This window comes from Herbaspirillum sp. BH-1 (assembly GCF_002870055.1).
Taxonomy (GTDB): domain Bacteria; phylum Pseudomonadota; class Gammaproteobacteria; order Burkholderiales; family Burkholderiaceae_D; genus Herbaspirillum; species Herbaspirillum frisingense.
Genome location: NZ_PKOI01000030.1, coordinates 17,861 through 40,481, shown reverse-complemented (window position 1 = coordinate 40,481; position 22,621 = coordinate 17,861). Strand labels below are relative to the sequence as shown.

Below are 22,621 nucleotides of genomic sequence, written 5' to 3'. Positions count from 1 at the left end.
CATGAGGGCGTGGGTGTAGGGGTGGGCGGGGCGGTCGAAGAGGTCCTCCACGCTGCTCTGTTCCACCACCTGGCCGGCATACATCACTACCACCCGTTCGCACATCTCGGCCACCACGCCCAGGTCGTGGGTGATCAGCAGGATGGAGGTCTGCTGCTCGCGCTTGAGGTCGCGCATCAGGTCCAGGATCTGGGCCTGGATGGTCACGTCCAGGGCGGTGGTGGGTTCGTCGCAGATGAGCAGCTTGGGCTTGCACAGCAGTGCCATGGCGATCATCACGCGCTGGCGCATGCCGCCGGAGAGGCTGTGCGGGTATTCGTCCACCAGTTGCGCGGCCCGTGCCAGGCCCACGCGTTCCAGCATGGCCAGCACGCGGGCATCGATTTCCTGGCGCGCCAGGCCGGTGTGGATGCGCAGCATCTCGGCCAGTTGTTCGCCGATGCGGTGCAAGGGGTTCAGGGAAGTCATCGGTTCCTGGAAGATCATGGCGATCTCCTTGCCCCGGATGCCGCGCAGGGCCTCATCCTCGGCCTGCAGCAGGTCGCGCCCGTCGAAGCGGATCGCGCCTGACAGGCGGGCCTGGCTGGCCATGGGGAACAGGCGCAGGATGGACAGCGCGGTCACGCTCTTGCCGCAACCGGATTCGCCCAGCAGGCCGACCGTTTCGTCGCTGCCCAGCGAGAAGGAGACACCATCGACCGGCGCCACGCGCCGGCCATGGCTCAGGAATTCTATTTTCAGTTTGTCGATTTCCAGCATGGGTATTCCTTGGCGGCTCACTTGGTGACTCACTTGGTGATGCCATCAGCGGCTCAGTTTTGGATCAAAGACTTCGCGGATGCCGTCGCCCAGCAGGTTGAAGCCCAGCACCACCAGGAAGATCGCCAGCCCCGGCCACATGGCCAGCATCGGTGTGGTGTTCAGGTAGCCCTGGGCGATGTGCAGCATGGAGCCCCAGCTCGGGTCTTCCGGCTTGGCGCCCAGGCCCAGGTAGGACAGGCCGGCTTCGGCGATGATCGCGGTACCCATGGCGAAGGTGGCCTGGATCACCAGCGGTGCCAGCGAATTGGGCAGGATGTAGCGCCACATGATGCGCAGGTGGCCGGCGCCGATGGAGCGGGCCGCCATCACGTAGTCGAGGTTGCGGATGGTCATGGCCTGGCCGCGCGCCAGGCGCACGAAGGACGAGGTAAAGCCGATACCCACCGCCACCATGGCGTTGTAGAAGCCGCCACCCAGTGCGGCCGCCAGTGCCAGCGCCAGGATCAGGGAGGGGAAAGCCTGCAGTGCATCGACCACGCGCATGACGATGGCATCGACCGCGCCACGGTAGTAGCCGCTGACGATGCCGATGGGCACGCCCAGGGAAAACGCCAGCCCCACCGAGATCAGCGCCGCCTGCAGCGAGATGCGCGAGCCGAAGAGCATGCGGGTGTAGATGTCGCGGCCGAGGTCGTCGGTGCCCAGCCAGTGTTCGGCGCTGGGGCCGGCCAGCAGGTTGCCGTAGTCCTGGTCGAAGATGGGGTCGTAGTGCGCCAGCAGTGGCGCGGCCAGTGCCAGCACGATCAGCAGCCCGATGATGAGGGCGCCGATCAGCGCCAGCCGATTGCCGGCGAAGCGGCGCAGGGTGCGCCAGCGCGGCAGTTCGGGCAGGGCCTGGGAGGACGTCGTGTTGGTCGTGTTGGTGGAGGAGTTCATGGTCGGGCCTGGCAGGGTGGGCGGGGATGCATGGTGCTCATGATGCTCATCGTGATCATCGTGAAATACGCGGATCGATCACGCTGTAGAGCAGGTCCACGCCCAGGTTGACGATCACCACCATGACGGTGGCGGCCAGTACACCGGCCTGCACGGTCACGTAGTCGCGCTGGAAGATGGCGTCCACGATCATCTTGCCCATGCCGGGAATGCCGAAGATGCTCTCGGTGATCACCAGTCCACCGAGCATGCCCGAGACCATCAGACCGCTGGCGGTGAGCACCGGGATCATGGCGTTGCGCAGGGCGTGGCCCAGCACCACCTGCCAGTCGCGCAGGCCCTTGGAGAAGGCGGTGCGGATGTAATCCTCGTTGAGCACTTCCAGCAGGCTGCTGCGCACCATGCGCATGAGGATGGCCGATTCGCGCAGGCCGGTCACCACCATGGGCATGATCATGGCGATCAGGTTGGCGTGCCAGTCCACGCTCAGTGGCACGAAGCCCGAGGCCGGCAGCCAGCCCAGCTTGACCGCGAACAGGATGATGAACAGCATGCCCAGCCAGAAGTGTGGCACCGACATGCCGAACAGCGCGATCAGGGTGCCGATGGCATTGGCCCAGCCACGCGGTCGTGCGGCCGAGAGGATGCCGGCCGGCACGGCGATGATCACCGCTACCAGGAAGCTGCCGATGGCCAGTTCGATGGTCACCGGCAGGCGTTGCCACAGGGCGTCGGCCACCGGGGTGTTGTCGATGAAGGAGCGGCCCAGGTCGCCGTGCAGCACGGCCCACAGCCAGCGCCCGTACTGCACCAGCAGCGGATCGTCCAGGCCCAGTTTCAGGCGCAGGGCGGCCGCCGCTTCCGGCGTGGCTTCCATGCCGAGGATGGCGGCCACCGGATCGCCCGGTAGCACCGCCAGCAGGGAAAACACCACCATGCTCACCAGCAGCAGGGTGGGGAGGGACAGCAGGAGACGCTTGAGCAGCTTGGGCATGGCTTGTTTTCGAAACGACTTGAAACGACTTGAAACGACCTGAGACGACCTGAGACGACCTGAGACGACCTGAGACGACCTGCGATGGCGTGCGACTACTTGGACACGGTGGCAGTGCGGATCACGCCGTCGGGCACGTACTGGAAGCCCTTGACCGACTTGGCGATGCCGAACAGCACGTTGTCGTGCACGGTGTAGATGTAGGGCACTTCCTTGACCAGGATGGCCATGGCCTGGTCGTAGAAGCCCTTGCGCTTGGCCTGGTCGCCTTCCACCCGGGCCTGCTGCAGCAGGTCGTCCACTTCCTTGGCGCCGAAGTGGGAGTAGTTCAGCGAGCCATTGGTGGTGACGAAGTCATAGATGTTCTGGTCCGGATCGGGACGTCCGCTCCAGCCCACGAAGAGGCCTTCGAAATTGCCGGCCTTGCCGGCCTCGATCTGGGTGGCCAGCTCGGTCTTTTCCAGCGTGACGCTGATGCCGGCGGGGCGCAGCATGCCCTGGATCATCTGGCCGACCTGCAATTCATCCGGGGTGGTGGGCAGGGTCAGCTTGAAGCTGAAGCCGCCTTCCTTGCCGGCCGCCTTCAGCAGTGCCTTGGCACGCGCCACATCGACCTTGGGCGGGACATCGCTGGGGCCGTTGGCGAACTGCGCCTTGGAGAAGGGCGAGTGACCGGCGGCCACCGCGTTGTTATAGACCACCTTGGCGATGGCGTTGCGGTCGATCAGGATGTCCACGGCTTCGCGCACTTCCTTCTTGTCGAAGGGTGGCTTGCCGGTATTCATGTAGAAGCCGCGGAAGCCCAGCGAGGGCTTGTTGAGCACGGTGTAGCTGGCGTTGGCGGGGACGTTGGTGATTTCCTTGTAGGGGAAGCGATTGCTGATGTCCACCTGGCCGCTGCGCAGGTTGTTGAAGGCGACGTTGACGTCCGGCATGATCTTGTAGACCACCTCGTCCACCTTGGGCAGGCCGGCGCGCCAGTAGTCGGGATTCTTCTTCAGGGTGATGGTGGCGCCCTTGAGCCGACCTTCATAGCTGAAGGGGCCGGTACCGACCGGATGGTTGACGTAGTCGTCGCCGTATTTCTTCACGGCCGCCGGCGAGGACATCATGCCGGCCCGGTCGGTGAGGATGGAGAGGAAGGGCGCGAAGGGCGTGGAGAGATCCAGCTTGATGGTGTGCTCGTCCACCACCGTGATCTTGCTGACGTACTTCAGCTCGTTACGGCGCAAAGAGGTCTTTTCCTGGCCGCGCAGCAGGTTGAATTCCACCGCCTTGGCATCGAAGGGCGTGCCGTCCTGGAACTTCACGCCCTTGCGCAGAAAGAGGGTATAGGTCTTCTGATCCTCCGAGACGGTCCAGCGCTCCGCCAGCATCGGCACGATCTTGCCTTCGCCATCCAGGTCCACCAGCTTGTCGAAGATGCTCTGGTAGACGATGCGCTCATTGAGCATCGAGGACTGGGTCGGATCAAGCTTGCCGGGATCGGCGTCCAGGGAAATGTTCAGGGTCACTGCCAGGGCCGGCAGGGAACAGGCGGCAAGCACCGCCGAGGACATCGTGGACAACAGGAAACGGGAGACGCGCTGGTTCATTCGGTGTTCCTTTCAAGGGTCATCACGCACTGGTCGCAGCCGGCTGGCGTTCCCACGCCGCTCGGCGCAGGGGAATGTCGTCAGGCCATCGCGGCAGCTTAAGCGATGAGAACGGTGAGGGCAAGGACGGATACGTCAATGTATACAACAAAGAAGACATGCATGAACCGTGCCATGTCTGCCCGGATCGGGCGCAACTTGCGGGCTGCCTTGCAGCACTTGCCTGGTCGGCCGGAGAGGCCTCCGGGCGGTGCTTCGTGCCGTGATTCATGGCAGGGCGTAGTGAGGTTCGCCGCTGGAGCAATGCCCTGCGGCGGTGCGCGCGAGGCTATCGGATGTGGGCAGGTGATGGGGCAAGATCATGTTGCGGAATGACCTCGCAAGAGCGCATTAAAAGATTTTTCATTAAATCGCTTGCTATTTAATTTTGGCCTCGTTAAACTGCGTCCATGAATTCGAAAACAGACAAACGCAAGGCGGCCCCGCTACTGGATGCCCAGTTGTGTTTTGCGCTGTACTCGACTTCGCTGTCGATGAGCAAGCTCTATCGCAAGCTCTTGCGCAACATGGGCATCACCTATTCGCAGTATCTGGTGCTGATGGTGTTGTGGGAGCAGGACCAGTTGACGGTCTCCGAGATTGGCGAGCGCCTGGTGCTGGATTCGGCCACGCTCACGCCCTTGCTCAAGCGCATGGAAGCGCAGGGACTGCTGACCCGCGAACGGGCGGCCAGCGATGAGCGCCAGGTGGTCATTTCCCTGACGCCCGAAGGCGACGCACTGCGTGAGCAGGCCGTGGAGCTGCCGAGGGAAGTGTTGAGGGCGACCGAGTCCACCGCCGCCGAACTGATGGCGATGAAGGAAGAATTGATGGAGCTGCGCGCCCGCTTGCACAAGAACACGGGCGAGTGAGCGAGAGGGATGTAACGGCGATGCCGGCGTCCCTTTTTTAAGGTGGTATAAGTAGTGCGCTATATAATAGTGTGATAAATTAATTGCATCGGCAATCTCGGTGGTGATCGATGGTGATTGATGGTGAGCAAGGTATATCGCCCAGGTTTGCAGGCCACGCTGTTATACGCAGAGCCAATGGTTCTAATAAGTAGTTTGCTATTTAATAGTGATTTAGTTGTATGGGCTTTCCATGCAGTTTTCGACCCTTGGGGTCAGTGTTTAGAAGTAGCTGGTTGTTGTTCCCTCGTTGAAATTTCCCGGTGCAGATGCACCAATCCGACCATAGAAAAAGGAAGAAGATCATGAAATCGTTCAAGCAACTCGCCGCCGTCGCCGCCATCGGTCTGGTATTCGGCAATGCCTACGCAGCTGGTGACGCCGGTGTCGAGCCGACCACCCAGTCCTTCCTGCAAGCCCTGGAAGCGGGCGGTGGCAAGCCCCTGGAACAGCTCTCCCCGAAAGATGCACGTGCCGTGCTGGTGGGGGCGCAAGCCGGCGTGAAGCTGGAACTGCCCAAGGCGGATGTGTCGGAAAAGACCATCACCGCCGACGGCCAGGAAATCAAGCTGACCATCGTGCGTCCGGCCGGTTCGGCCAAGAAGACGCTGCCGGCCTTCATGTTCTTCCACGGCGGTGGCTGGGTGCTGGGCGACTTCCCGACCCACGAACGTCTGGTGCGTGACCTGGTGGCCAACTCCGGTGCCGTGGCCGTGTTCGTGAACTACACCCCGTCGCCGGAAGCCGGTTACGGTGCGGCGATCAACCAGGCCTACGCCGCCACCAAGTGGGTGGCCGCTCATGGCAAGGAAATCAACGTCGATGGCAAGCGCCTGGCCGTGGCCGGCAACAGCGTCGGCGGCAACATGGCCGCGGTCGTGGCCCTGATGGCCAAGGACAAGGGTGGCCCCGCACTGCGTTCGGAAGTGCTGATGTGGCCGGTGACCGATGCCAACTTCGAGACCGGTTCCTACAACCAGTTCGCCAATGGCTACTTCCTCACCAAGAACATGATGAAGTGGTTCTGGGACAGCTACACCACCGACGCCGCCAAGCGCAAGGAAATCTACGCTTCGCCGCTCAATGCTTCCCAGGCTGAGTTGACCGGCCTGCCGCCGACCCTGATCCAGACCGCCGAAAACGACGTGCTGCGTGACGAAGGCGAAGCCTACGGTCGCAAGCTGCAAGCCGCCGGTGTGGCTGTGACCAGCGTGCGCTACAACGGCATGATCCACGACTTCGGCCTGCTGAACGTGCTGGCCAAGGTACCTGCCGTGCAGACCGCAATGCGTCAGGCTGGCGAGGAACTGAAGTTCCGCCTGAAGTAATCGCCTGACCGGAAGTGCCGGACCGCTGCATCGGCCGCGGCCAGCTTCAAGCACAACGCCCCCGAACGACAGTGTCGTCCGGGGGCGTTGTGTTTTCCGTCGCCGCCGCGTTCAGCGCGGCATCAGGGGATCAGAACTCAGGGCTCAGGGCCGGGGACTTCAGGCCAGGACCTTGGTCAGCCAGGCGCCGATATCAGCCACTTCTTCGCCACACACCGAGTGCTGCATGGGGTAGTCATGCCATTCGACCTTGTGGCCCAGTTGCGTGAGCAGTTCGCGCGATTTGACGGCGCGTTCCAGCACCACCACCGGGTCCATGGTGCCATGCGCCATGAAGATCGGTGTGTCATGGTTGGCACCGTGGTGTTCGGCCTCGATGGTGGCTGCCAGCGGCAGGTAGCCGGACAGGCACATCAGACCGGCCAGTCGCTCCGGATGGCGCAGGCCGGTCTGCAGGGTCATGGCGCAACCTTGCGAGAAGCCGGCCAGCACGATGCGCTCGGCCGGGATACCACGCGCCTTTTCGTTGGCGATCAGCGCTTCGACGGCGGCCTGCGAGGCGCGCAGGCCGGGTTCGTCTTCGCGGCGCACCAGGTCGGGGGCGAAGATGTCGTACCAGGCGCGCATCACGTAGCCACCGTTGATGGTCACCGGCATGGTGGGCGCGGTGGGGAAGATGAAGCGGATCGGCGGGCAGCCGGAGAGGTCCAGCTCGCGCACGATGGGCACGAAGTCCGACCCGTCGGCACCCAGGCCGTGCAGCCAGATGACGGCAGCAGTCGGGTTGGGGGCGGTTTCGATCTGTATCGTTTCGAGTTGGGCGGCCATGGGTGAGGTTTCCTGATTGCTTGTGAGTTGACGGTTGGCGCTTGACGGCACAGAGCAGGCAGTGGATTTGTGTCTGCCGCCGGGGCGGCGCACAATACGGTGTTGTCCGTCGTCCAGTGTCGCTGCGAGCTAGTCATATTGCGATGGGCTCACATCATACGATGAACACCGCGCAAATGCTGCCGCGCCGAACGAGGATGCTTCCATGAATTGCCGACCATTGATCCGCCACCTGCTGGCCACCTGCGCCGCATTGCTGATGCTGGCGCCCGTGCAGGGGCATGCCGAGGCCGAGGGACGGCTGTTCCAGCCCGTGGGCGAAAACCTGATGATCGCGCCGCCGCCGGGTTGGCGGCTGGCCTACATGAATGGTGATCCGGAGGGCGATTACGTGGTCGACTTCCTGCCCGCCAACGAGGCGCACGATTCCTGGCGCGAGGGCTATATGGGCGTGCAGCGCCGCAGTTTTCCCGACGCCGGCCTGCTGGCCAACATCCGGGCGCGCAATGTGACCGTGCCGCAGGTGGCCCTGAGCGAGGTGATGCAGGGTGCCCAGCGCAATTGCCCGGGGCGCTTCGTGCCGATGTCGCAGAAGGATGGCAGCACCAACAATATCCCGCTGTCGGTCAGCGGTGGCTTCTGCGACCGCGTCGGTCCCTCGGCCCCGTATGGCGAGGGGACGGTGCTGGCGGTCTATCAGGGCAAGGAACGGCTGTTCGTGGTGCAGTTCAGCTGGCGGCCGCCGACCGAGAACGCACTGAAGCAATACCCTTACCGGATCAGCCCGGCGGGTCTGCAGCAGTTCCTGGATCTGCTGAACGCGGCCACGCTGTGCGGCGGGCCGGATGAAGGGAAGTGTCCGAACTAGCGTCTGTTCACACTGAATCTGCTTTCGCAGATTCAGTGTGAACATGCCCTAGGGTTTGGTCGCCGGCCGGATCGCCGACTTGGGGCGGAAGGCCTTGCAGACGGTGTCGTCGGTCTCGATGTAGGGGCCACCGATGAGGTCGATGCAGTAGGGGATGGCGGCGAAGATGCCCGGCACCTTGACCTTGCCATCGGCCTCCTTCAGGCCTTCCAGTGTTTCGCGGATGGACTTGGGCTGGCCCGGCAGGTTCAGCACCAGCGCAGCGTGGCGCTCGGTCTCGCGGATCACAGCCACCTGGCGCGACAGGATGGCAGTCGGCACGAACTGCAGGCTGATCTGCCGCATTTGCTCGCCGAAGCCCGGCATTTCCTTGGTGCCGATGGCCAGCGTGGCTTCGGGCGTGACGTCGCGGCGCGAGGGGCCGGTGCCGCCGGTGGTGAGCACCAGGTCGCAGGCGGCGACGTCGACCAGTTCCATCAGGGTCTGTTCGATCTGGGCGCGTTCGTCGGGGATCAGGCGGGTTTCGATCTGGAACGGGGTGGTCAGCGCGCTGCCCAGCCATTCCTGCAGGGCCGGGATGCCCTGGTCCTGGTAGACCCCGCCGGAGGCGCGGTCCGAGATCGAGACCAGTCCGACCCGCAGCACCTCGCGCTGGCCGGCCTGGGCTTCAACGCTCATCGTCGTCCTGCTGATCCTGGTCCTCGACCGCTTCGCCCTTGGCCAGGTTGGCCTGGGTCTGCAGCTGCTTGAGGATCTGGAAGATTTCGCGGTAGGCCTTGGGCGGCTTGTGCTCGGACTGTTCCTTGCGGGCATTGCGGATCAGCGTGCGCATGTGCTGCGCATCGACCTCGGGATGGCGGTCCAGCAGTTCGGTCAGGGCCTGGTCGTCGGCCAGCAGCTTTTCGCGGCGGCGCTCCAGTGCGTGCATGGCGGCGGTTTCGGCCTTGGAGGCGCCGTGCCAGCTGTCGATGGTCTTCTGGATGATGGCCAGTTCATCCGGCTCCAGTGTGCGCATCTTCTTGCCCACGTACTGCATCTGGCGGCGACGGCCTTCGTGGTCCTTGATCTGCTGGCATTCGAGGATGGCATCGCGCACGTCTTCCGGCATGGGGACGCGCTTGACGCGGTCGCGCGGTTCGGCGACCAGCGATTCGCCCAGTTTTTGCAGGGCATCCATCTCGCGCTTGAGTTGGGACTTGGAGGGGCGGTCGTATTCCTGTTCGAATTCGCTGGACTGGAATCCGACAGCGCCGCGGTTGGCATTGGGCATATCGTGACTTCGAGAAATAAAGCTTAACGACTGCTATGATAACCGTTTTACCCGCATTTCAGAGAAAACAGGCTCATGAGCGATACCCCATTTACGCACAGTCAGGATCAGTTGAAGCAATTGGCGCAGGATGTCCTGCGTTATGCCCGTGACAAGGGCGCCTCGGACGCCGCCGTCGATATCAGCGAAGGCAGTGGCCTGTCGGTAGCGGTGCGCAAGGGCAAGATCGAGACCATCGAGCAGAACAAGGACAAGGGCATCGGTGTCACGGTGTTCCTCGGAGAAGGCCGCCAGGTACGGCGCGGCAATGCCAGCACCTCGGATTTCTCGCAGCAGGCGCTGAAGGAAACGGTGGAAGCGGCCTACAACATCGCCCGCTTCACCTCCATCGATGACTGCGCCGGCCTGCCCGAGGCCGAGATGCTGGAAATGGCGCCGCGCGACCTGAAACTGTTTTCGCCATGGAACATTTCCACCGAAGAAGCTGTGGCGCTGGCCCAACGCTGTGAGGCAGCGGCGCTGGAGACCGATCCCCGCATCAGCAACAGCGAAGGGGCCGGGGTCTATGTGCAACACTCGCATTTCATCGCAGCCAACAGCCGTGGCTTCATGGGCGGCTACCCGTTCTCGCGCCACACCATCTCGGTGGCGCCCATTGCCGGCAAGGGCGCGGGCATGCAGCGCGACGACTGGTATTCCTCCAAGCGCGACCCCAAGCTGCTGGCCAAGCCGGAAGCCATCGGCCGCTACGCCGCCGAACGCGCGCTGGCGCGCCTGAATGCACGCAAGCTGAGCACCCGCAAGTGCCCGGTGCTGTTCGAGGCACCGCTGGCGGCCGGTTTGCTGGGCGCCTTCGTGCAGGCGGTCTCGGGTGGTGCGCTGTATCGCAAGTCCACCTTCCTGCTGGATTCGCTGGGCCAGCAGGTCTTCCCCGAGCACATCCAGATCCTGGAAGATCCGCACGTGATCGGTGCCGTGGGCTCGGCGCCCTTCGATGAAGAAGGCGTGCGCACCGTCAAGCGCGAAGTGGTCAAGGATGGCGTGGTGCAGGGCTATTTCCTGTCCACCTATTCGGCGCGCAAGCTGGGCATGCAGACCACCGGCAACTCCGGCGGATCGCACAACCTGACACTGCGCTCGGACCTGACCACCAAGGCCGACACCTTCAAGGGCATGTTGAAGAAGATGGGGACCGGCCTGCTGGTGACCGAGCTGATGGGGCAGGGCGTGAACTACGTCACCGGCGATTATTCGCGTGGCGCCTCCGGTTACTGGGTCGAGAACGGTGTCATCCAGTACCCGGTGGAGGAGATCACCATCGCCGGCAACATGAAGGACATGCTGCGCCAGATCGTCGCCGTGGGTAACGACACGCTGGTGCGCGGAACCAAGGAAACCGGTTCCATCCTGCTGGAAAACATGACCATCGCTGGCGACTGAGCCCGGTGCAAGCCGCAGCGCCCGTCAGGGTGTTGCGGTGCCACGGCCGCAGCCGCCCTGACCGGGAGGCAAGCCTTGGACGACATCCACATCCGGCGCGGCTATCTGCCAGGCGCCATCGGGCGGGTAGCCGAGCTGCACGCCGCCTATTACACCGAAAACTGGAGCTTCGGGGTCTACTTCGAAGCGCGCATCGCCACCGAGCTGGCCGCCTTCATGAGTCGCTACGACGACAGCCGCGACGGTTTCTGGACCGCCGCCGTTCACGGGCGCGTCGAGGGCTCGCTCACCATCGATGGCCAGCATGCACAGCAGCAGGGCGCCTGGCTACGCTGGTTCATCGCCTCCGAAAAACTGCGCGGGCGCGGCGTCGGCGATGCCCTGGTGGCCGAGGCGGTGCGCACTTGCGCCGAGCGGGATTATCCTTCCATCTACCTGTGGAGCTTCGAGGGACTGCACGCAGCAAATGCGTTATATGAACGACATGGCTTCGTGCTGGCCGAGCAGCGCATCGGCTCGCATTGGGGCGTGAAGCTCAACGAGCGGCGCTACGAGTTGCTGCTGTGAGGCTGCTGTGAGGCTGCGGTGAGGCGATCTGCAGGGCGCACGCTGCGGCGCTAGAATGGCGGATTGGCGCACCTGCGCAACTTCCGGATTGCATCCCTCGCCACATGGCCCAACACACCGCCGCCGCCCACTCCAGCGGCCAAGTCCTGCCGTTCCGTGAATCCCTGCTGGCCACGCTCGGTATCTGCTTCGTCATCATGCTGGTCGCGCTGGACCAGACCATCGTCGGCACCGCATTGCCCACCATCGTGGCCGAGCTGAAGGGCTTCGAACTCTATGCCTGGGTGGCGACGGCCTATCTGCTGACCTCGGTGATCACGGTGCCCATCTTCGGGCGGCTGGGTGACTATTTCGGCCGCAAGCCCTTCGTGATCGCATCCATCGTGGTCTTCGTCGGTGCCTCGGCCCTGTGCGGCATGGCCGACAGCATGTTGTTCCTGGTGCTGGCGCGCGGCCTGCAGGGCATCGGCGGGGGCATGCTGGTGGGGACCTGCTTTGCGTCGATTGCCGACCTGTTTCCCGATCCCCGCGTGCGGCTGCGCTGGCAGATCATCCTGTCGGCCTCGTTCGGCATCGCCACTGCCGTGGGGCCGTCGCTGGGCGGCTTCCTCACGCAGGGCCTGGGCTGGCGCTGGGTGTTCTACTGCAACCTGCCCATCGGCGTGATCTCGCTGTTCTTCGTCTGGCGCTTCGTGCCGCACATCCGGCATATGCAGCATGCGGGCAAGATGCGGCTGGACTGGCCGGGCGCGCTACTGATCTCGCTGTCGCTGGGCAGCCTGCAATTGCTGGTGGAGCTCTTGCCCAAGCGCGGCATCACCGGCGGCATGCTGGCCTTGCTGCTGCTCTCGGTGGCAGCGTTCTATGCCTTGTGGAAGTGGGAGCAGCGCGCCGCGCAACCCATCCTGCCCTTCGAGATGCTGCGTGACCGGGCGCTGGCCAGCCTGTTCCTGCTATCGGTGCTGGCCGGCTTTGCCATGTTCTCGCTGCTGATGTATGCGCCGCTGCTGTTCCAGGGCGGCTTCGGCCTGAGCCCGCGTGAGGCCGGCCTGCTGATCACGCCGCTGGTGGCCTGTATTACCGTGGCCAGCATCGTCAATGGCCGCATCATCACCCGCATTCCCAACCCCAACCTGATGATGAACCTGGGTTTCGCCCTGATCGCCGCCGCCTGCCTGGGGGTGGTGCTGTGCGACCGCAATACCGGCAACGGCTTCCTGCTGGCGGTGATGCTGGCCGGCGGTTTCGGGCTGGGGCTGGTCTTGCCCAACCTGACGGTGTTCGCCCAGCAGGCTGCGGCCCGCGAGCACCTGGGCATCGCCACCGCCTTGCTGCAGTCCCTGCGCATGATCGGCGGGATGCTGGGGACCGCCATCACCGGCACGCTGGTCAGCCAGATGTATGGTGCCGGCGTGCAGAAGGCGCTGGAGGGCGATCATGCCGCCCAGTGGCTCAAGGATTTCAGCGACCCGGAAGTGCTGGTCAACCACGACATCCAGTCGGTGCTGCTGGCCCAGCTGATGCAGGCCGGCCACAATGGCTCGGCCTTGCTGGATGCGGCCCGTGACGCGCTGGTCGGGGCCATCCACATGGGCATCGCCATTGCCATCGTGGCCGCGCTGGTGGGCCTGTGGATGGTGCGACGGGTGCCGCCGATCCGCTTCGATCAGGACAAGAAGGTGGAGCCTGTCATGTCGGAGTGATCCTCCCGGCGAAATGAACAACGGACTGCAATGTGAGTTGCAGTCCGTTTTTTCTTGCCCATGCAGATCGGTCGTCGGGCTTATTCGGCCTTCTTCACCACCGCATAACGTTCCAGCGTGCGCTCGCGCGCCTGGGCGTGGTCCACGATGGGACGCGGATAGTTCTGGCCCAGCGTCACGCCCGCATCCATGCGCTCGTCCGGCGTGGCTGTCCACGGCGCGTGGATGCGTTTGTCGGAGAGCTTGGCCAGCTGCGGCAGATAACGGCGGATGAACTTGCCGTCGGGGTCGAACTTCTCCGACTGCGTGACCGGGTTGAAGATGCGGAAATAGGGCTGGGCATCGCAGCCCGAGGACGAGGCCCATTGCCAGCCGCCGTTGTTGGCAGACAGGTCGAAGTCGTTGAGGTGGATGGCGAAATAGCGCTCACCCCAGCGCCAGTCGATGCCCAGGTCCTTGGTCAGGAAGCTGGCCACCACCATGCGCAGGCGGTTGTGCATGTAGCCGGTCTGGTTGATCTGGGCCATGGCCGCATCCACCAGCGGGTAGCCGGTGCGGCCTTCGCACCAGGCGGCGAACAGTTCTTCGGCATGCGGGCCCTGTTCCCAGCGGATGGCGTCGTACTCTGGCTTGAAGGCTTTTTCAGTCACACGCGGATGGTGGTGAAGGATCATGAAGTAGAAATCGCGCCAGGTCAGCTCCGACAGCCACACCGCCGCCCCGGCCGCCCCCTGGCCGGCGTGCATGGCCTGCATGGCCGCGCGCGCCAACGTGCGGATGGACACGGTGCCAAAGCGCAGGTGGACCGACAGGTAGGACGGCCCCTTCACCGCCGGGAAATCACGCGCCGTACCGTAGGCCCCGATACGCCCCAGGAAATCGTCCAGCAGCGCCTGGCCCCCGGACATGCCGGTGGGGATCTTCAGTTCCTGCAGATTGCTGGGCTCAAAACCGAGTTGCGCATGGGTGGGTAGGGTGTGGTCCAGTCTGGCAGGCGGTTTGGCCAGCGCTTTGAGGTATTTTTCCACCGGATAGGGTTTCAGGTAGAAGTCGCCACCGGCGGCTGCCAGCTTGGCCATCCAGGCGTTCTTGTAGGGCGTGAAGACCGAGAAGGGCTTGGCCGACTGGGTCAATACTTCATCTTTTTCGAAGATGACCTGATCCTTGTAGCTGAGCAGCAGTGCGCCTTGTTTCTTCAGTTGTCGCGCTACCAACTGGTCGCGCTCGATGGCGGCCGGCTCATAGTCGGCATTGGTGAAGACCGCCTGCACCTCCAGTTCGGCCGCCAGTTCGGTGATGCGCTGGGCGGCTGAACCATGCAGCACGATGAGACCACCACCGGCCTTGCGCAAGGCGGCATCCAGCTCTGCCACGCTGGCCAGCAGGAAGTCGATGCGACGGTCGCGGCTGACCCCTTCGGCCTCGAGGGCGTCCAGGATGTCGGTATCGAAGACGAAAGCGCACCAGACGTTGGCGCTCTGCGACAGCGCGTGATACAGGGCCGCATGGTCGGTGTGGCGCAGGTCGCGGCGGAACCAGACCAGGGAATTCTCGAATTGGGACATTGCGTTCGCAGAATGAGGGTTGATGAGGGTGGCGCCCGGGAAGAAAAGCTCGCTTTCCGAGGCTCGCTACTGATCGGTAGCGTCTGCCCCGGATGATAAAAGATTTCTGCCGATTTGACGCAAGGCATCTCAAGTGCGACATCACCTGACCGATAATGATTCATCCGCATGGGGATGCGGAAGCGGGGAGTGACGCGGTCGCAATGTCTGCGTCTCACACAATGGGAGATGGAAAAGCAATGAAGAATATGACAATCGGCGTCCGCCTGGGGTTGGCGTTTGCGGCGGTCCTGGTGTTGATGGCAATGATCACCGGCATCGGCATCTGGCGCCTGCAGGCCGTAGGCAAGCTCAACGACATGATGGTCAACGATGCACTGGTCAAGGAGCGGCTGGTCAATACCTTCTACAAGTCCATCGAGATCAACGTCGGGCGCATCGTGGCTGCGGCCAAGAATGCCGACCCGGAACAGCAGAAGTTCTACAAGCAGGAAATCGGCGCCACCATCAGCAAGAACAATGAGCTGGTCAAGCGCATGGAAGAACTGATCACCGATGACGCCGGGCGGGCCGGTCTGAATGAGATCAACGAGCGGCGCAAGGTGGTGCTGGCCGCCAACGCCGCCGTCTTCAAGGAAAAGGATGCCGGTAACGAGGAAGCCGCCCGCAAGGTGGTCGACGAGCAGCTGTTGCCCAGTACGCGGGTCTACCTGGCCGCCATCGAAAAGCTGGCGAACATGCAGACCGAGCGCATCCAGGGCCTGACGGTGGAGATCGATGGCCTGTTCCGGACGGCGCGCATCGTGATGGCGACCCTGGGGGTGATCGCCATCCTCCTGGGAGTGGTGCTGGCGCTGGCCATTACGCGCTCCATCACGGCACCGCTGAACAAGGCGGTTGACGTGGCCAGCCGCGTGGCCAAGGGCCAGCTGGACAATCAGATCGAGGTCAGCCGGGGTGACGAAACCGGCCAGCTGATGCGCGCCTTGAAGGAAATGAACGACAACCTGGTGGGCATCGTCAGTCGCGTGCGCCAGGGGACCGACACCATTGCCACGGCCTCCACCGAAATCGCCCATGGCAACCTGGACCTGTCCAACCGCACCGAACAGCAGGCCAGTTCGCTGGAGGAGACCGCCTCGGCCATGGAAGAACTGACTTCCACCGTGAAGCAGAATGCCGACAATGCGCGCCAGGCCAACCAGCTGGCGGTCTCCGCCTCGGAGGTGGCGGTGCAGGGTGGTTCGGTGGTGTCCGAAGTGGTGGCGACGATGGGGTCGATCAACGATTCCTCGCGCAAGATCGTGGACATCATCGCGGTGATCGATGGCATCGCCTTCCAGACCAACATCCTGGCCTTGAACGCTGCCGTCGAAGCGGCCCGCGCCGGCGAGCAGGGCCGCGGCTTTGCCGTGGTGGCGTCGGAAGTGCGTACACTGGCCCAGCGCTCGGCCAGTGCGGCCAAGGAAATCAAGGAATTGATCGGCGATTCGGTCGGCAAGGTCGAGGCCGGCAGCAAGCTGGTCGAGCAGGCCGGCACGACCATGGAGGAAGTGGTGGCCAGCGTGCGCCGGGTGACCGACATCGTGGGCGAGATCACGTCTGCCTCGCAGGAGCAGAGTGACGGCATCGAGCAGGTCAACCAGGCCATCAACCTGATGGACGAGGCGACCCAGCAGAATGCAGCGCTGGTGGAGCAGGCCGCCGCCGCAGCGCGCCAGATGCAGGAACAGGCCGCTGCCCTGAGCGAGACGGTGAGCGTGTTCCGGCTGCGCGGGTAGCTAGGGAAGGAGGGCAAAGCGCGCAGGCGCTTTGCTCGTGTGCCCCAAAACACAAAAGGCCGACTGACTTGCGTCAATCGACCTTTTTTGTTTGGTGCCCACGGAGGGACTCGAACCCCCACACCTCGCGGCACATGGACCTGAACCATGCGCGTCTACCAATTCCGCCACGTGGGCTGCGCTGTAAAGCGAAGAACGTAATTATAGAGGGTATTCGCTGGCTGTCAATACTTTTCTTGATCTCCTAGGTGTTTTTTCGTTGTAATACGAAAGCTTGACCCCCTTCTTCCTCCGTATTGCGGTTAGGTAAATGGCAGCAACTCCGTTACACTAGGGGCTTCCATCGGTCCGGGCGATGCTTGCCCCGGCATTTATAACAATTGCGCGAAACGAAACTTTTGAGCCAATTTCCCTATTCCATTCCCAGCCGGGAAGAGATCCTCGGCATCCTGCGCACTTCGTCCGGCGCGCAAAACGCTGCCGCACTGGCAGCCGCGCTCGGCGTCAAGCCTGAAGAAATGGATGGCCTGACGCGCCGCCTCAACGCCATGGAGCGTGACGGCCAGATCAAGCCGGATCGCGCCGGTCATTACAAACTGACCCATTCACCCGACTTCATCCTGGGCCGCGTTTCCAGCCACCGTGATGGTTTCGGTTTCCTGCTGCCCGATGATGGCAGCGCCGACCTGTTCCTGCCCGAGAAGGAAATGCAGAAGGTCATGCACGGGGACCGCGTCCAGGCCCGCATCGTCGGCACCGACCGTCGCGGCCGTCCGGAAGGGACTATCGTCGAAGTGGTGGAGCGCGCCAACAGCCACGTGATCGGTCGTCTGCTCAACGAGAACGGCGTATGGGTGGTCGCCCCCGAAGACAAGCGCATCGGCCATGACGTGCTGCTGGCCGGCTCGCCGGGCAAGGCCAAGGCCGGGCAGGTGGTCAGCGTCGAACTGACCGAGCATCCGTCACGCTATACCCAGCCCGTGGGCAAGATCGTCGAAATCCTCGGCGACATCGACGACCCCGGCATGGAAATCGAAATCGCCGTGCGCAAGTACGGCGTACCGCACGAATTCTCGGAAGCGGCCAAGAAGCTCTCGGCCAAGCTGCCCAGCGAAGTCAAGGCGGCCGATCTGAAGGACCGGGTCGATCTGCGCGATGTCCCGCTGGTCACCATCGACGGCGAAGATGCCCGCGACTTCGATGACGCGGTCTATTGCGAACCGGTCAAGATCGGTCGCACCAAGGGTTACCGCCTGATCGTGGCGATCGCCGACGTCAGCCATTACGTCAAGCCCAACGATGCCCTGGATACCGACGCGCTGGAGCGCAGCACTTCGGTCTATTTCCCGCGCCGGGTCATCCCGATGCTGCCGGAGAAGCTCTCCAACGGCCTGTGCTCGCTGAACCCCGATGTCGATCGCCTGACCCTGGTCTGCGACGCCGTGATCACCGCCAAGGGCGAGATCAAGGCCTACCAGTTCTATCCTGCCGTGATCCATTCGGCGGCCCGCCTGACCTATACCGAAGTGGCCTCGATCCTGGGCAATACCAAGGGCCCGGAGGCGGCGCGCCGGATCGGTCTGGTGCCGCACCTGACGCACCTCTACGAAGTCTTCCAGGCGCTGCTGACGGCGCGCCAGGCGCGTGGTGCCATCGACTTCGAGACCACCGAGACCTACATCGTCTGCAATGCCGCCGGCAAGATCGAGAAGATCCTGCCGCGCACCCGCAACGATGCGCACCGCCTGATCGAAGAGTGCATGCTGGCGGCCAACGTGTGCGCGGCCGACCTGTTGAAGTGTCACGATCACCCGGCGCTGTACCGTATCCACGCCGGCCCGACCAAGGAAAAGCTGACCCAGCTGCGGACCTTCCTCAAGCAGGTGGGCCTCACCCTGGGTGGGGGCGACACCCCCAGTGCGTCCGACTATGCGGAGCTGATGCCCAAGGTCAAGGCGCGTCCGGATGCGGTCCTGATCCAGACCATGCTGCTGCGCTCCATGCAGCAGGCGGTCTACAGCCCCGACAACATCGGTCACTTCGGCCTGTCCTACGAGTCCTACGCGCACTTCACCAGCCCGATCCGTCGCTATCCCGACCTGCTGACCCATCGTGCCATCAAGGCCGTGCTGCAGGGCAAGCGCTACGAGCCCAAGGGTATCGACAGCAGCGCGCTCAATACCTCGATCTCGCCGGCCGCCCGCAAGGCGCAGGCACTGCAGCGCGCCACCGACAAGGCCGCCGGCAAGAAGCCGCGTGGCGAAAGCGCCCTGGCGATCTGGGAAGCGCTGGGCCTGCACTGTTCGGCCAATGAACGTCGCGCCGACGAGGCCTCGCGTGACGTGGAAGCATGGCTGAAGTGCTACTTCATCCGCGACAAGCTGGGCGAGGAATTCACCGGCACCATCGCCGGCGTGGCCACCTTCGGCATCTTCGTGCAGCTCGATGCGCTCTATATCGAAGGCCTGGTGCACGTCACCGAACTGGGGGCCGACTACTTCCAGTACGACGAAGCGCGCCACGAACTGCGCGGCGAACGCACCGGCATCCGCTACCAGCTGACCGATCGCGTGACCGTGCAGGTCAGCCGGGTCGACCTGGATGCACGCAAGATCGATCTGTCGCTGGTCAACGAACCGGGCATCCGCACCCTGATCAAGAATGAAGCCAAGCGCGCCGAAAGTGCCGCGCGTGGCAAGTCTGGGTCGGCCAGGAATGCGGCCGGGAACGGCGCCGGCGGTGACGCCGGTCAACCGGCAACCCGCGCCAAGAAGGGCGCCGCGCCCAAGCCGGCCGCCGTGGCCGCCAAGGGCAAGGGTGCCAAGGGTGGTGCCCAGGCCAAGACCGGCGCCAGCCACGCCCGCGCCGGCGAAGCCGACCGCAAGCGCGCCGCCGCCAAGGGTTTCAACAAGGGCGGCAAGAAGAAGCGATGAGCATGTCCCCGGCCGCCAGCTGCCCAGGCAGCCTGCGACCGGGTTTGATGGAATGATTTGACCGCAAGACGAAAGACACAAGCAGGATTTATGAAGAGCAAAATGATTTTCGGCTTCCATGCCGTGACCTCCCGCATCCGCCACGAGGCTTCCTCGGTGGACGAGATCTACGTGGATGCCGAGCGCCGCGACCGCCGCATGCTGGATATGCTGCATGCGGCCAAGGAAGCCAATGTGCGCATCATCCAGGCCGACGACCAGCGTCTGTCGGCCATGGTCGGTACGCGCCGTCACCAGGGCGTGGTCGCCAAGGCCGCCACACTGTCGCTGGCGCGCACCCTGGATGAACTGCTGGACGCCGTGGTCGGTCCGCCGCTGCTGCTGATCCTGGACGGCATCACCGATCCGCACAACCTGGGCGCCTGCCTGCGCGTGGCCGACGGTGCCGGCGCGCACGCCGTGATCGCCCCCAAGGATCGCGCCGTGGGCCTCAACGCCACGGCCATGAAGGTCTCCAGCGGCGCCTCCGATACCGTGCCCTACATCACCGTCACCAACCTGGCGCGCACCATGCGCGACCTGAAGGAGCGCGGCGTCTGGATCATCGGTACCACGGACGACGCCGAGAAGGGCCTCTACGAGGGCGACTTCACCGGCCCAACCGCGCTGGTCATGGGTTCCGAAGGCGAGGGCATGCGTCGCCTGACCCGCGAGACCTGCGACGTGCTGGTCAACATCCCCATGTTCGGTTCGGTCGAGAGCCTGAACGTGTCGGTGGCATCGGGCGTGTGTCTGTACGAGGCGCGACGTCAGCGCTTGCCCAGGTAAGTCCGGTCATCCCCGCATGACAACATCGCCGGACTTTGCGTCCGGCGATTTTTTTTGTCGTTCCACCCCGCAGTTCGTTCAACGTTTCAGGAATCCACCATGTTCAGCCGACTCAGAGAAGACATCGCCAGCATCCGTGAGCGCGACCCCGCCGCACGCAATAGCTGGGAGGTGCTGACCTGTTATCCCGGCCTGCATGCGGTGATCCTGCATCGCTGGGCCAAGGCCTGCTGGCACGCCGACCTGAAGTGGCTGGGGCGCTTCATCTCGCAACTGGGGCGTACGTTCACCGGTATCGAGATCCATCCCGGCGCCACCATCGGCCGCCGCGTCTTCATCGACCACGGCATGGGCGTGGTCATCGGCGAGACCGCTGTGGTCGGTGACGATTCCACCATCTACCAGGGCGTGACCCTGGGCGGTACCTCGCTGTCCAAGGGCGCCAAGCGCCATCCCACCCTGGGACGCGGCGTCATCATCGGTGCCGGTGCCAAGGTCCTGGGTGGATTTACGGTGGGCGACGGCGCCAAGGTCGGCTCCAATGCGGTGGTGACCAAGGAAGTACCGGCCGGCGCCACGGCGGTCGGCAACCCGGCGCGCATCGTCGAGCGTAATCCCGCGGCGGTCGAGCGCGACCAGGCGACAGCCCGGCTGTTTGCGGCCTATGGCGTCATGCCCAATGGCGACGACCCGCTCTCCAAGGCGCTGCATGGCCTGATCAACCAGGTGGCGGCGCAGGAGCAGCAGCTCGAGGTGGTGCTGGCTGCCTTGAAGAGCGCGGGGATAGGGTGTCGACGACTGGAAGAAACAACGCACTTCGACGCCGCCCAGTTGAACCGGCTGGTGGATTGAAGTGAGGTCGGAGTCCGCAGCCGGGATCATGCCGGCTGCGGTGGGAGGCTGGGCAGGGGAGCGGTGATTCAGGCGATCTCGTCGCCCTGGGCATCATGCCGGTGCAGCACGCCGTCGGCGCTCAGGCTGATCCAGCCACCGCGCGGCGTCTCGACATCGTATTCCCAGTCCGGCAGGACGTAGCGCAGTCTGTGAATCTCACCGTCCTCCAGGCGATGCAGGGCGGGGCGGTGGGTGTGGCCGTGGATGAGCACGTCGCTGCCGGTCTGCGCGAAGAGCGCGGCGATGGCATCGGCATTCACATCCATGATCGCCATTTCCTTGTTCTGGTTGGCGTCCTGGCTGTTCTTGCGGATGCCTTCGATGATGGCCTTGCGCTGCGCCAGCGGCATCGCCAGGAATTGCTGTTGGTAGGCCGGCTGCCGCACCTGGGCGCGGAAGGCCATGTAGGCGAGGTCGTCCGTACACTGGGCGTCGCCGTGCGCCAGCGACAGGCGGCGACCGGCCAGGGTGACCACCGTCGGGTCGTCCAGCAGCGTCATCCCTGCGGCTTCCGCAAAGCCCTGGCCCACCAGGAAGTCACGGTTGCCGGCCATCCAGAACAGTTGCACGCCTTGCGCCTGCACGGCCTTCAGGGCATCGGCGATCTGCCGGTTGTAGGGCGTGACCAGATCGTCATCGCCGGCCCAGTACTCGAAGATGTCGCCCAGCAGGTAGAGCTGCTGCGTGCGCGTCGCCTGGTGCTGCAGGAAGGACAGGAAGGCCGCCGTGGTACGCGGCAGGGAGGCTTGCAGATGGAGGTCGGAAACAAAAAGCGCAACCGTCGGTTGCGCTTTTTGCATGAACTGGAAATCAGTCATGGTCGGGGTGAAGAGGGTCTGGCTCAGACCACTTCGGCCTTCTCGATCACCACGTCTTCCGCCGGGACGTCGGCGAACATGCCGGCGCGGGTGGTCTTGACGCCCTTGATCTTGTCGACCACTTCAGTGCCTTCGACGACCTTGCCGAAGACGCAGTAGCCCCAACCGTCCTGGCCCGGGAAATCCAGGAAGCTGTTGTTCTTGACGTTGATGAAGAACTGCGCCGAGGCCGAGTGCGGGGCGGCGGTGCGGGCCATGGCCAGGGTGTAGGGCTCGTTCTTGAGGCCATTCTTGGCTTCGTTCTCGATGGGTTCTTTGGTTTCCTTCTGCTTCATGCCGGGTTCGAAGCCGCCGCCCTGGATCATGAAACCGTCGATGACGCGGTGGAAGATGGTGCCGTTGTAGTGACCTGCATTGACGTAAGCCAGGAAGTTTTCAACGGTCTTCGGCGCTTTTTCCGCGTCCAGTTCGATTCGGATGTTGCCGTGGTTGGTGGTGAGCAGAACTGCCATGTTGAATCCTTTGCTTTAGGGTAAAAATAAAAAAACGAGGCGGGCAACG

The 22,621-nt window shown here is 63.8% G+C and carries 20 protein-coding genes, 1 tRNA gene and 1 pseudogene; 10 read left to right on the top strand and 12 right to left on the bottom strand.

The annotated features are described in order from the left end of the window. The 4 genes from HBH1_RS23700 to HBH1_RS23685 form a co-directional block, all read right to left on the bottom strand. A partial coding sequence (locus HBH1_RS23700; protein ID WP_102664609.1) for an ABC transporter ATP-binding protein occupies positions 1 to 759 on the bottom strand: 759 nt, incomplete at its 3' end. Positions 760 to 804: 45 nt separating this feature from the next. Then, a complete protein-coding gene (locus tag HBH1_RS23695; RefSeq protein ID WP_006463583.1) occupies positions 805 to 1,698 on the bottom strand; it encodes an ABC transporter permease in 894 nt (297 codons plus the stop codon). A 55-nt stretch (positions 1,699 to 1,753) separates the two neighbouring features. Then, a complete protein-coding gene (locus HBH1_RS23690) occupies positions 1,754 to 2,692 on the bottom strand; it encodes an ABC transporter permease (protein WP_006463582.1) in 939 nt (312 codons plus the stop codon). 95 nt (positions 2,693 to 2,787) lie between these two features. Then, on the bottom strand, positions 2,788 to 4,287 hold the full coding sequence (locus tag HBH1_RS23685) for an ABC transporter substrate-binding protein (protein WP_102664608.1): 1,500 nt from the start codon (positions 4,285 to 4,287) through the stop codon (positions 2,788 to 2,790). A 449-nt stretch (positions 4,288 to 4,736) separates the two neighbouring features. On the opposite strand from HBH1_RS23685, the gene HBH1_RS23680 reads away from it, so the two are divergent. Beyond that, the gene (locus tag HBH1_RS23680; RefSeq protein ID WP_077238506.1) at positions 4,737 to 5,198 is read left to right on the top strand and encodes a MarR family winged helix-turn-helix transcriptional regulator; all 462 of its coding nucleotides are present in this window, start codon (positions 4,737 to 4,739) and stop codon (positions 5,196 to 5,198) included. Positions 5,199 to 5,243: 45 nt separating this feature from the next. Here the strand turns inward: HBH1_RS23680 and HBH1_RS25670 are convergent. Next, positions 5,244 to 5,336, bottom strand: a pseudogene (locus HBH1_RS25670) (FaeA/PapI family transcriptional regulator); the annotation flags it as partial. Positions 5,337 to 5,542: 206 nt separating this feature from the next. Between HBH1_RS25670 and HBH1_RS23675 the strand changes: the two are divergent. Continuing rightward, entirely contained in the window at positions 5,543 to 6,565 is a 1,023-nt protein-coding gene (locus HBH1_RS23675; protein WP_102664607.1) for an alpha/beta hydrolase, read from the top strand. A gap of 159 nt (positions 6,566 to 6,724) precedes the next feature. Here HBH1_RS23675 and HBH1_RS23670 read toward each other — a convergent pair whose 3' ends face one another. Further along, complete coding sequence (locus tag HBH1_RS23670; RefSeq protein ID WP_102664606.1) at positions 6,725 to 7,393, bottom strand: alpha/beta hydrolase; 669 nt, start codon at positions 7,391 to 7,393, stop codon at positions 6,725 to 6,727. 205 nt (positions 7,394 to 7,598) lie between these two features. On the opposite strand from HBH1_RS23670, the gene HBH1_RS23665 reads away from it, so the two are divergent. After that, positions 7,599 to 8,261 (top strand): hypothetical protein, encoded by a 663-nt coding sequence (locus HBH1_RS23665; protein ID WP_102664605.1) that lies wholly within the window; start codon positions 7,599 to 7,601, stop codon positions 8,259 to 8,261. A 48-nt stretch (positions 8,262 to 8,309) separates the two neighbouring features. On the opposite strand, the gene mog is transcribed toward HBH1_RS23665, so the two are convergent. Together mog and yjgA are read right to left on the bottom strand one after the other, a co-directional pair. Further along, entirely contained in the window at positions 8,310 to 8,939 is a 630-nt protein-coding gene (gene mog / locus HBH1_RS23660; RefSeq protein WP_102664604.1) for a molybdopterin adenylyltransferase, read from the bottom strand. Beyond that, positions 8,929 to 9,531, bottom strand: a complete 603-nt coding sequence (gene yjgA / locus HBH1_RS23655; RefSeq protein WP_102664603.1) for a ribosome biogenesis factor YjgA — start codon at positions 9,529 to 9,531, stop codon at positions 8,929 to 8,931. Before yjgA ends, mog begins: the two co-directional genes overlap by 11 nt. 75 nt (positions 9,532 to 9,606) lie before the next feature. Here yjgA and pmbA point away from each other — a divergent pair, with 75 nt between their 5' ends. The 3 genes from pmbA to HBH1_RS23640 all read left to right on the top strand — a co-directional run bounded on the left by pmbA (position 9,607) and on the right by HBH1_RS23640 (position 13,241). Then, complete coding sequence (gene pmbA, locus HBH1_RS23650) at positions 9,607 to 10,971, top strand: metalloprotease PmbA (protein WP_006463574.1); 1,365 nt, start codon at positions 9,607 to 9,609, stop codon at positions 10,969 to 10,971. A gap of 75 nt (positions 10,972 to 11,046) precedes the next feature. After that, positions 11,047 to 11,538, top strand: a complete 492-nt coding sequence (locus HBH1_RS23645; RefSeq protein WP_006463573.1) for a GNAT family N-acetyltransferase — start codon at positions 11,047 to 11,049, stop codon at positions 11,536 to 11,538. Between the two features lie 104 nt (positions 11,539 to 11,642). Beyond that, positions 11,643 to 13,241: an MDR family MFS transporter gene (locus HBH1_RS23640; RefSeq protein WP_006463572.1), complete on the top strand. Its 1,599-nt coding sequence runs from the start codon at positions 11,643 to 11,645 to the stop codon at positions 13,239 to 13,241. Between the two features lie 80 nt (positions 13,242 to 13,321). On the opposite strand, the gene HBH1_RS23635 is transcribed toward HBH1_RS23640, so the two are convergent. Further along, positions 13,322 to 14,806: a cryptochrome/photolyase family protein gene (locus HBH1_RS23635; protein WP_102664602.1), complete on the bottom strand. Its 1,485-nt coding sequence runs from the start codon at positions 14,804 to 14,806 to the stop codon at positions 13,322 to 13,324. A gap of 239 nt (positions 14,807 to 15,045) precedes the next feature. On the opposite strand from HBH1_RS23635, the gene HBH1_RS23630 reads away from it, so the two are divergent. Further along, positions 15,046 to 16,587, top strand: a complete 1,542-nt coding sequence (locus HBH1_RS23630) for a methyl-accepting chemotaxis protein (RefSeq protein ID WP_102664601.1) — start codon at positions 15,046 to 15,048, stop codon at positions 16,585 to 16,587. 92 nt (positions 16,588 to 16,679) lie between these two features. Here HBH1_RS23630 and HBH1_RS23625 read toward each other — a convergent pair. Then, a tRNA-Leu gene (locus HBH1_RS23625) sits at positions 16,680 to 16,764 on the bottom strand. 221 nt (positions 16,765 to 16,985) lie between these two features. Here HBH1_RS23625 and rnr point away from each other — a divergent pair. From rnr to cysE, 3 genes are all read left to right on the top strand, one after another. Next, on the top strand, positions 16,986 to 19,520 hold the full coding sequence (gene rnr / locus HBH1_RS23620) for a ribonuclease R (protein WP_102664600.1): 2,535 nt from the start codon (positions 16,986 to 16,988) through the stop codon (positions 19,518 to 19,520). Between the two features lie 90 nt (positions 19,521 to 19,610). Then, complete coding sequence (gene rlmB, locus HBH1_RS23615) at positions 19,611 to 20,348, top strand: 23S rRNA (guanosine(2251)-2'-O)-methyltransferase RlmB (RefSeq protein WP_006463568.1); 738 nt, start codon at positions 19,611 to 19,613, stop codon at positions 20,346 to 20,348. 99 nt (positions 20,349 to 20,447) lie between these two features. Then, complete coding sequence (gene cysE, locus HBH1_RS23610) at positions 20,448 to 21,200, top strand: serine O-acetyltransferase (RefSeq protein WP_102664599.1); 753 nt, start codon at positions 20,448 to 20,450, stop codon at positions 21,198 to 21,200. A gap of 68 nt (positions 21,201 to 21,268) precedes the next feature. Here the strand turns inward: cysE and HBH1_RS23605 are convergent, their stop codons facing one another. Both HBH1_RS23605 and HBH1_RS23600 read right to left on the bottom strand, forming a co-directional pair. After that, entirely contained in the window at positions 21,269 to 22,060 is a 792-nt protein-coding gene (locus tag HBH1_RS23605) for a UDP-2,3-diacylglucosamine diphosphatase (protein ID WP_102664598.1), read from the bottom strand. Between the two features lie 23 nt (positions 22,061 to 22,083). Beyond that, positions 22,084 to 22,572 (bottom strand): peptidylprolyl isomerase, encoded by a 489-nt coding sequence (locus HBH1_RS23600; protein ID WP_102664597.1) that lies wholly within the window; start codon positions 22,570 to 22,572, stop codon positions 22,084 to 22,086. Positions 22,573 to 22,621 lie beyond the last annotated feature (49 nt).

What these genes read in the sequence shown, in the direction of transcription:
- HBH1_RS23695 (WP_006463583.1), bottom strand. Translation starts at nt 1,698, where the DNA reads ATGAACTCCTCCACCAACACGACCAACACGACGTCCTCCCAGGCCCTG.
- HBH1_RS23690 (WP_006463582.1), bottom strand. Translation starts at nt 2,692, where the DNA reads ATGCCCAAGCTGCTCAAGCGTCTCCTGCTGTCCCTCCCCACCCTGCTG.
- HBH1_RS23685 (WP_102664608.1), bottom strand. Translation starts at nt 4,287, where the DNA reads ATGAACCAGCGCGTCTCCCGTTTCCTGTTGTCCACGATGTCCTCGGCG.
- HBH1_RS23680 (WP_077238506.1), top strand. Translation starts at nt 4,737, where the DNA reads ATGAATTCGAAAACAGACAAACGCAAGGCGGCCCCGCTACTGGATGCC.
- HBH1_RS23675 (WP_102664607.1), top strand. Translation starts at nt 5,543, where the DNA reads ATGAAATCGTTCAAGCAACTCGCCGCCGTCGCCGCCATCGGTCTGGTA.
- HBH1_RS23670 (WP_102664606.1), bottom strand. Translation starts at nt 7,393, where the DNA reads ATGGCCGCCCAACTCGAAACGATACAGATCGAAACCGCCCCCAACCCG.
- HBH1_RS23665 (WP_102664605.1), top strand. Translation starts at nt 7,599, where the DNA reads ATGAATTGCCGACCATTGATCCGCCACCTGCTGGCCACCTGCGCCGCA.
- mog (WP_102664604.1), bottom strand. Translation starts at nt 8,939, where the DNA reads ATGAGCGTTGAAGCCCAGGCCGGCCAGCGCGAGGTGCTGCGGGTCGGA.
- yjgA (WP_102664603.1), bottom strand. Translation starts at nt 9,531, where the DNA reads ATGCCCAATGCCAACCGCGGCGCTGTCGGATTCCAGTCCAGCGAATTC.
- pmbA (WP_006463574.1), top strand. Translation starts at nt 9,607, where the DNA reads ATGAGCGATACCCCATTTACGCACAGTCAGGATCAGTTGAAGCAATTG.
- HBH1_RS23640 (WP_006463572.1), top strand. Translation starts at nt 11,643, where the DNA reads ATGGCCCAACACACCGCCGCCGCCCACTCCAGCGGCCAAGTCCTGCCG.
- HBH1_RS23635 (WP_102664602.1), bottom strand. Translation starts at nt 14,806, where the DNA reads ATGTCCCAATTCGAGAATTCCCTGGTCTGGTTCCGCCGCGACCTGCGC.
- HBH1_RS23630 (WP_102664601.1), top strand. Translation starts at nt 15,046, where the DNA reads ATGAAGAATATGACAATCGGCGTCCGCCTGGGGTTGGCGTTTGCGGCG.
- rlmB (WP_006463568.1), top strand. Translation starts at nt 19,611, where the DNA reads ATGAAGAGCAAAATGATTTTCGGCTTCCATGCCGTGACCTCCCGCATC.
- cysE (WP_102664599.1), top strand. Translation starts at nt 20,448, where the DNA reads ATGTTCAGCCGACTCAGAGAAGACATCGCCAGCATCCGTGAGCGCGAC.
- HBH1_RS23605 (WP_102664598.1), bottom strand. Translation starts at nt 22,060, where the DNA reads ATGACTGATTTCCAGTTCATGCAAAAAGCGCAACCGACGGTTGCGCTT.
- HBH1_RS23600 (WP_102664597.1), bottom strand. Translation starts at nt 22,572, where the DNA reads ATGGCAGTTCTGCTCACCACCAACCACGGCAACATCCGAATCGAACTG.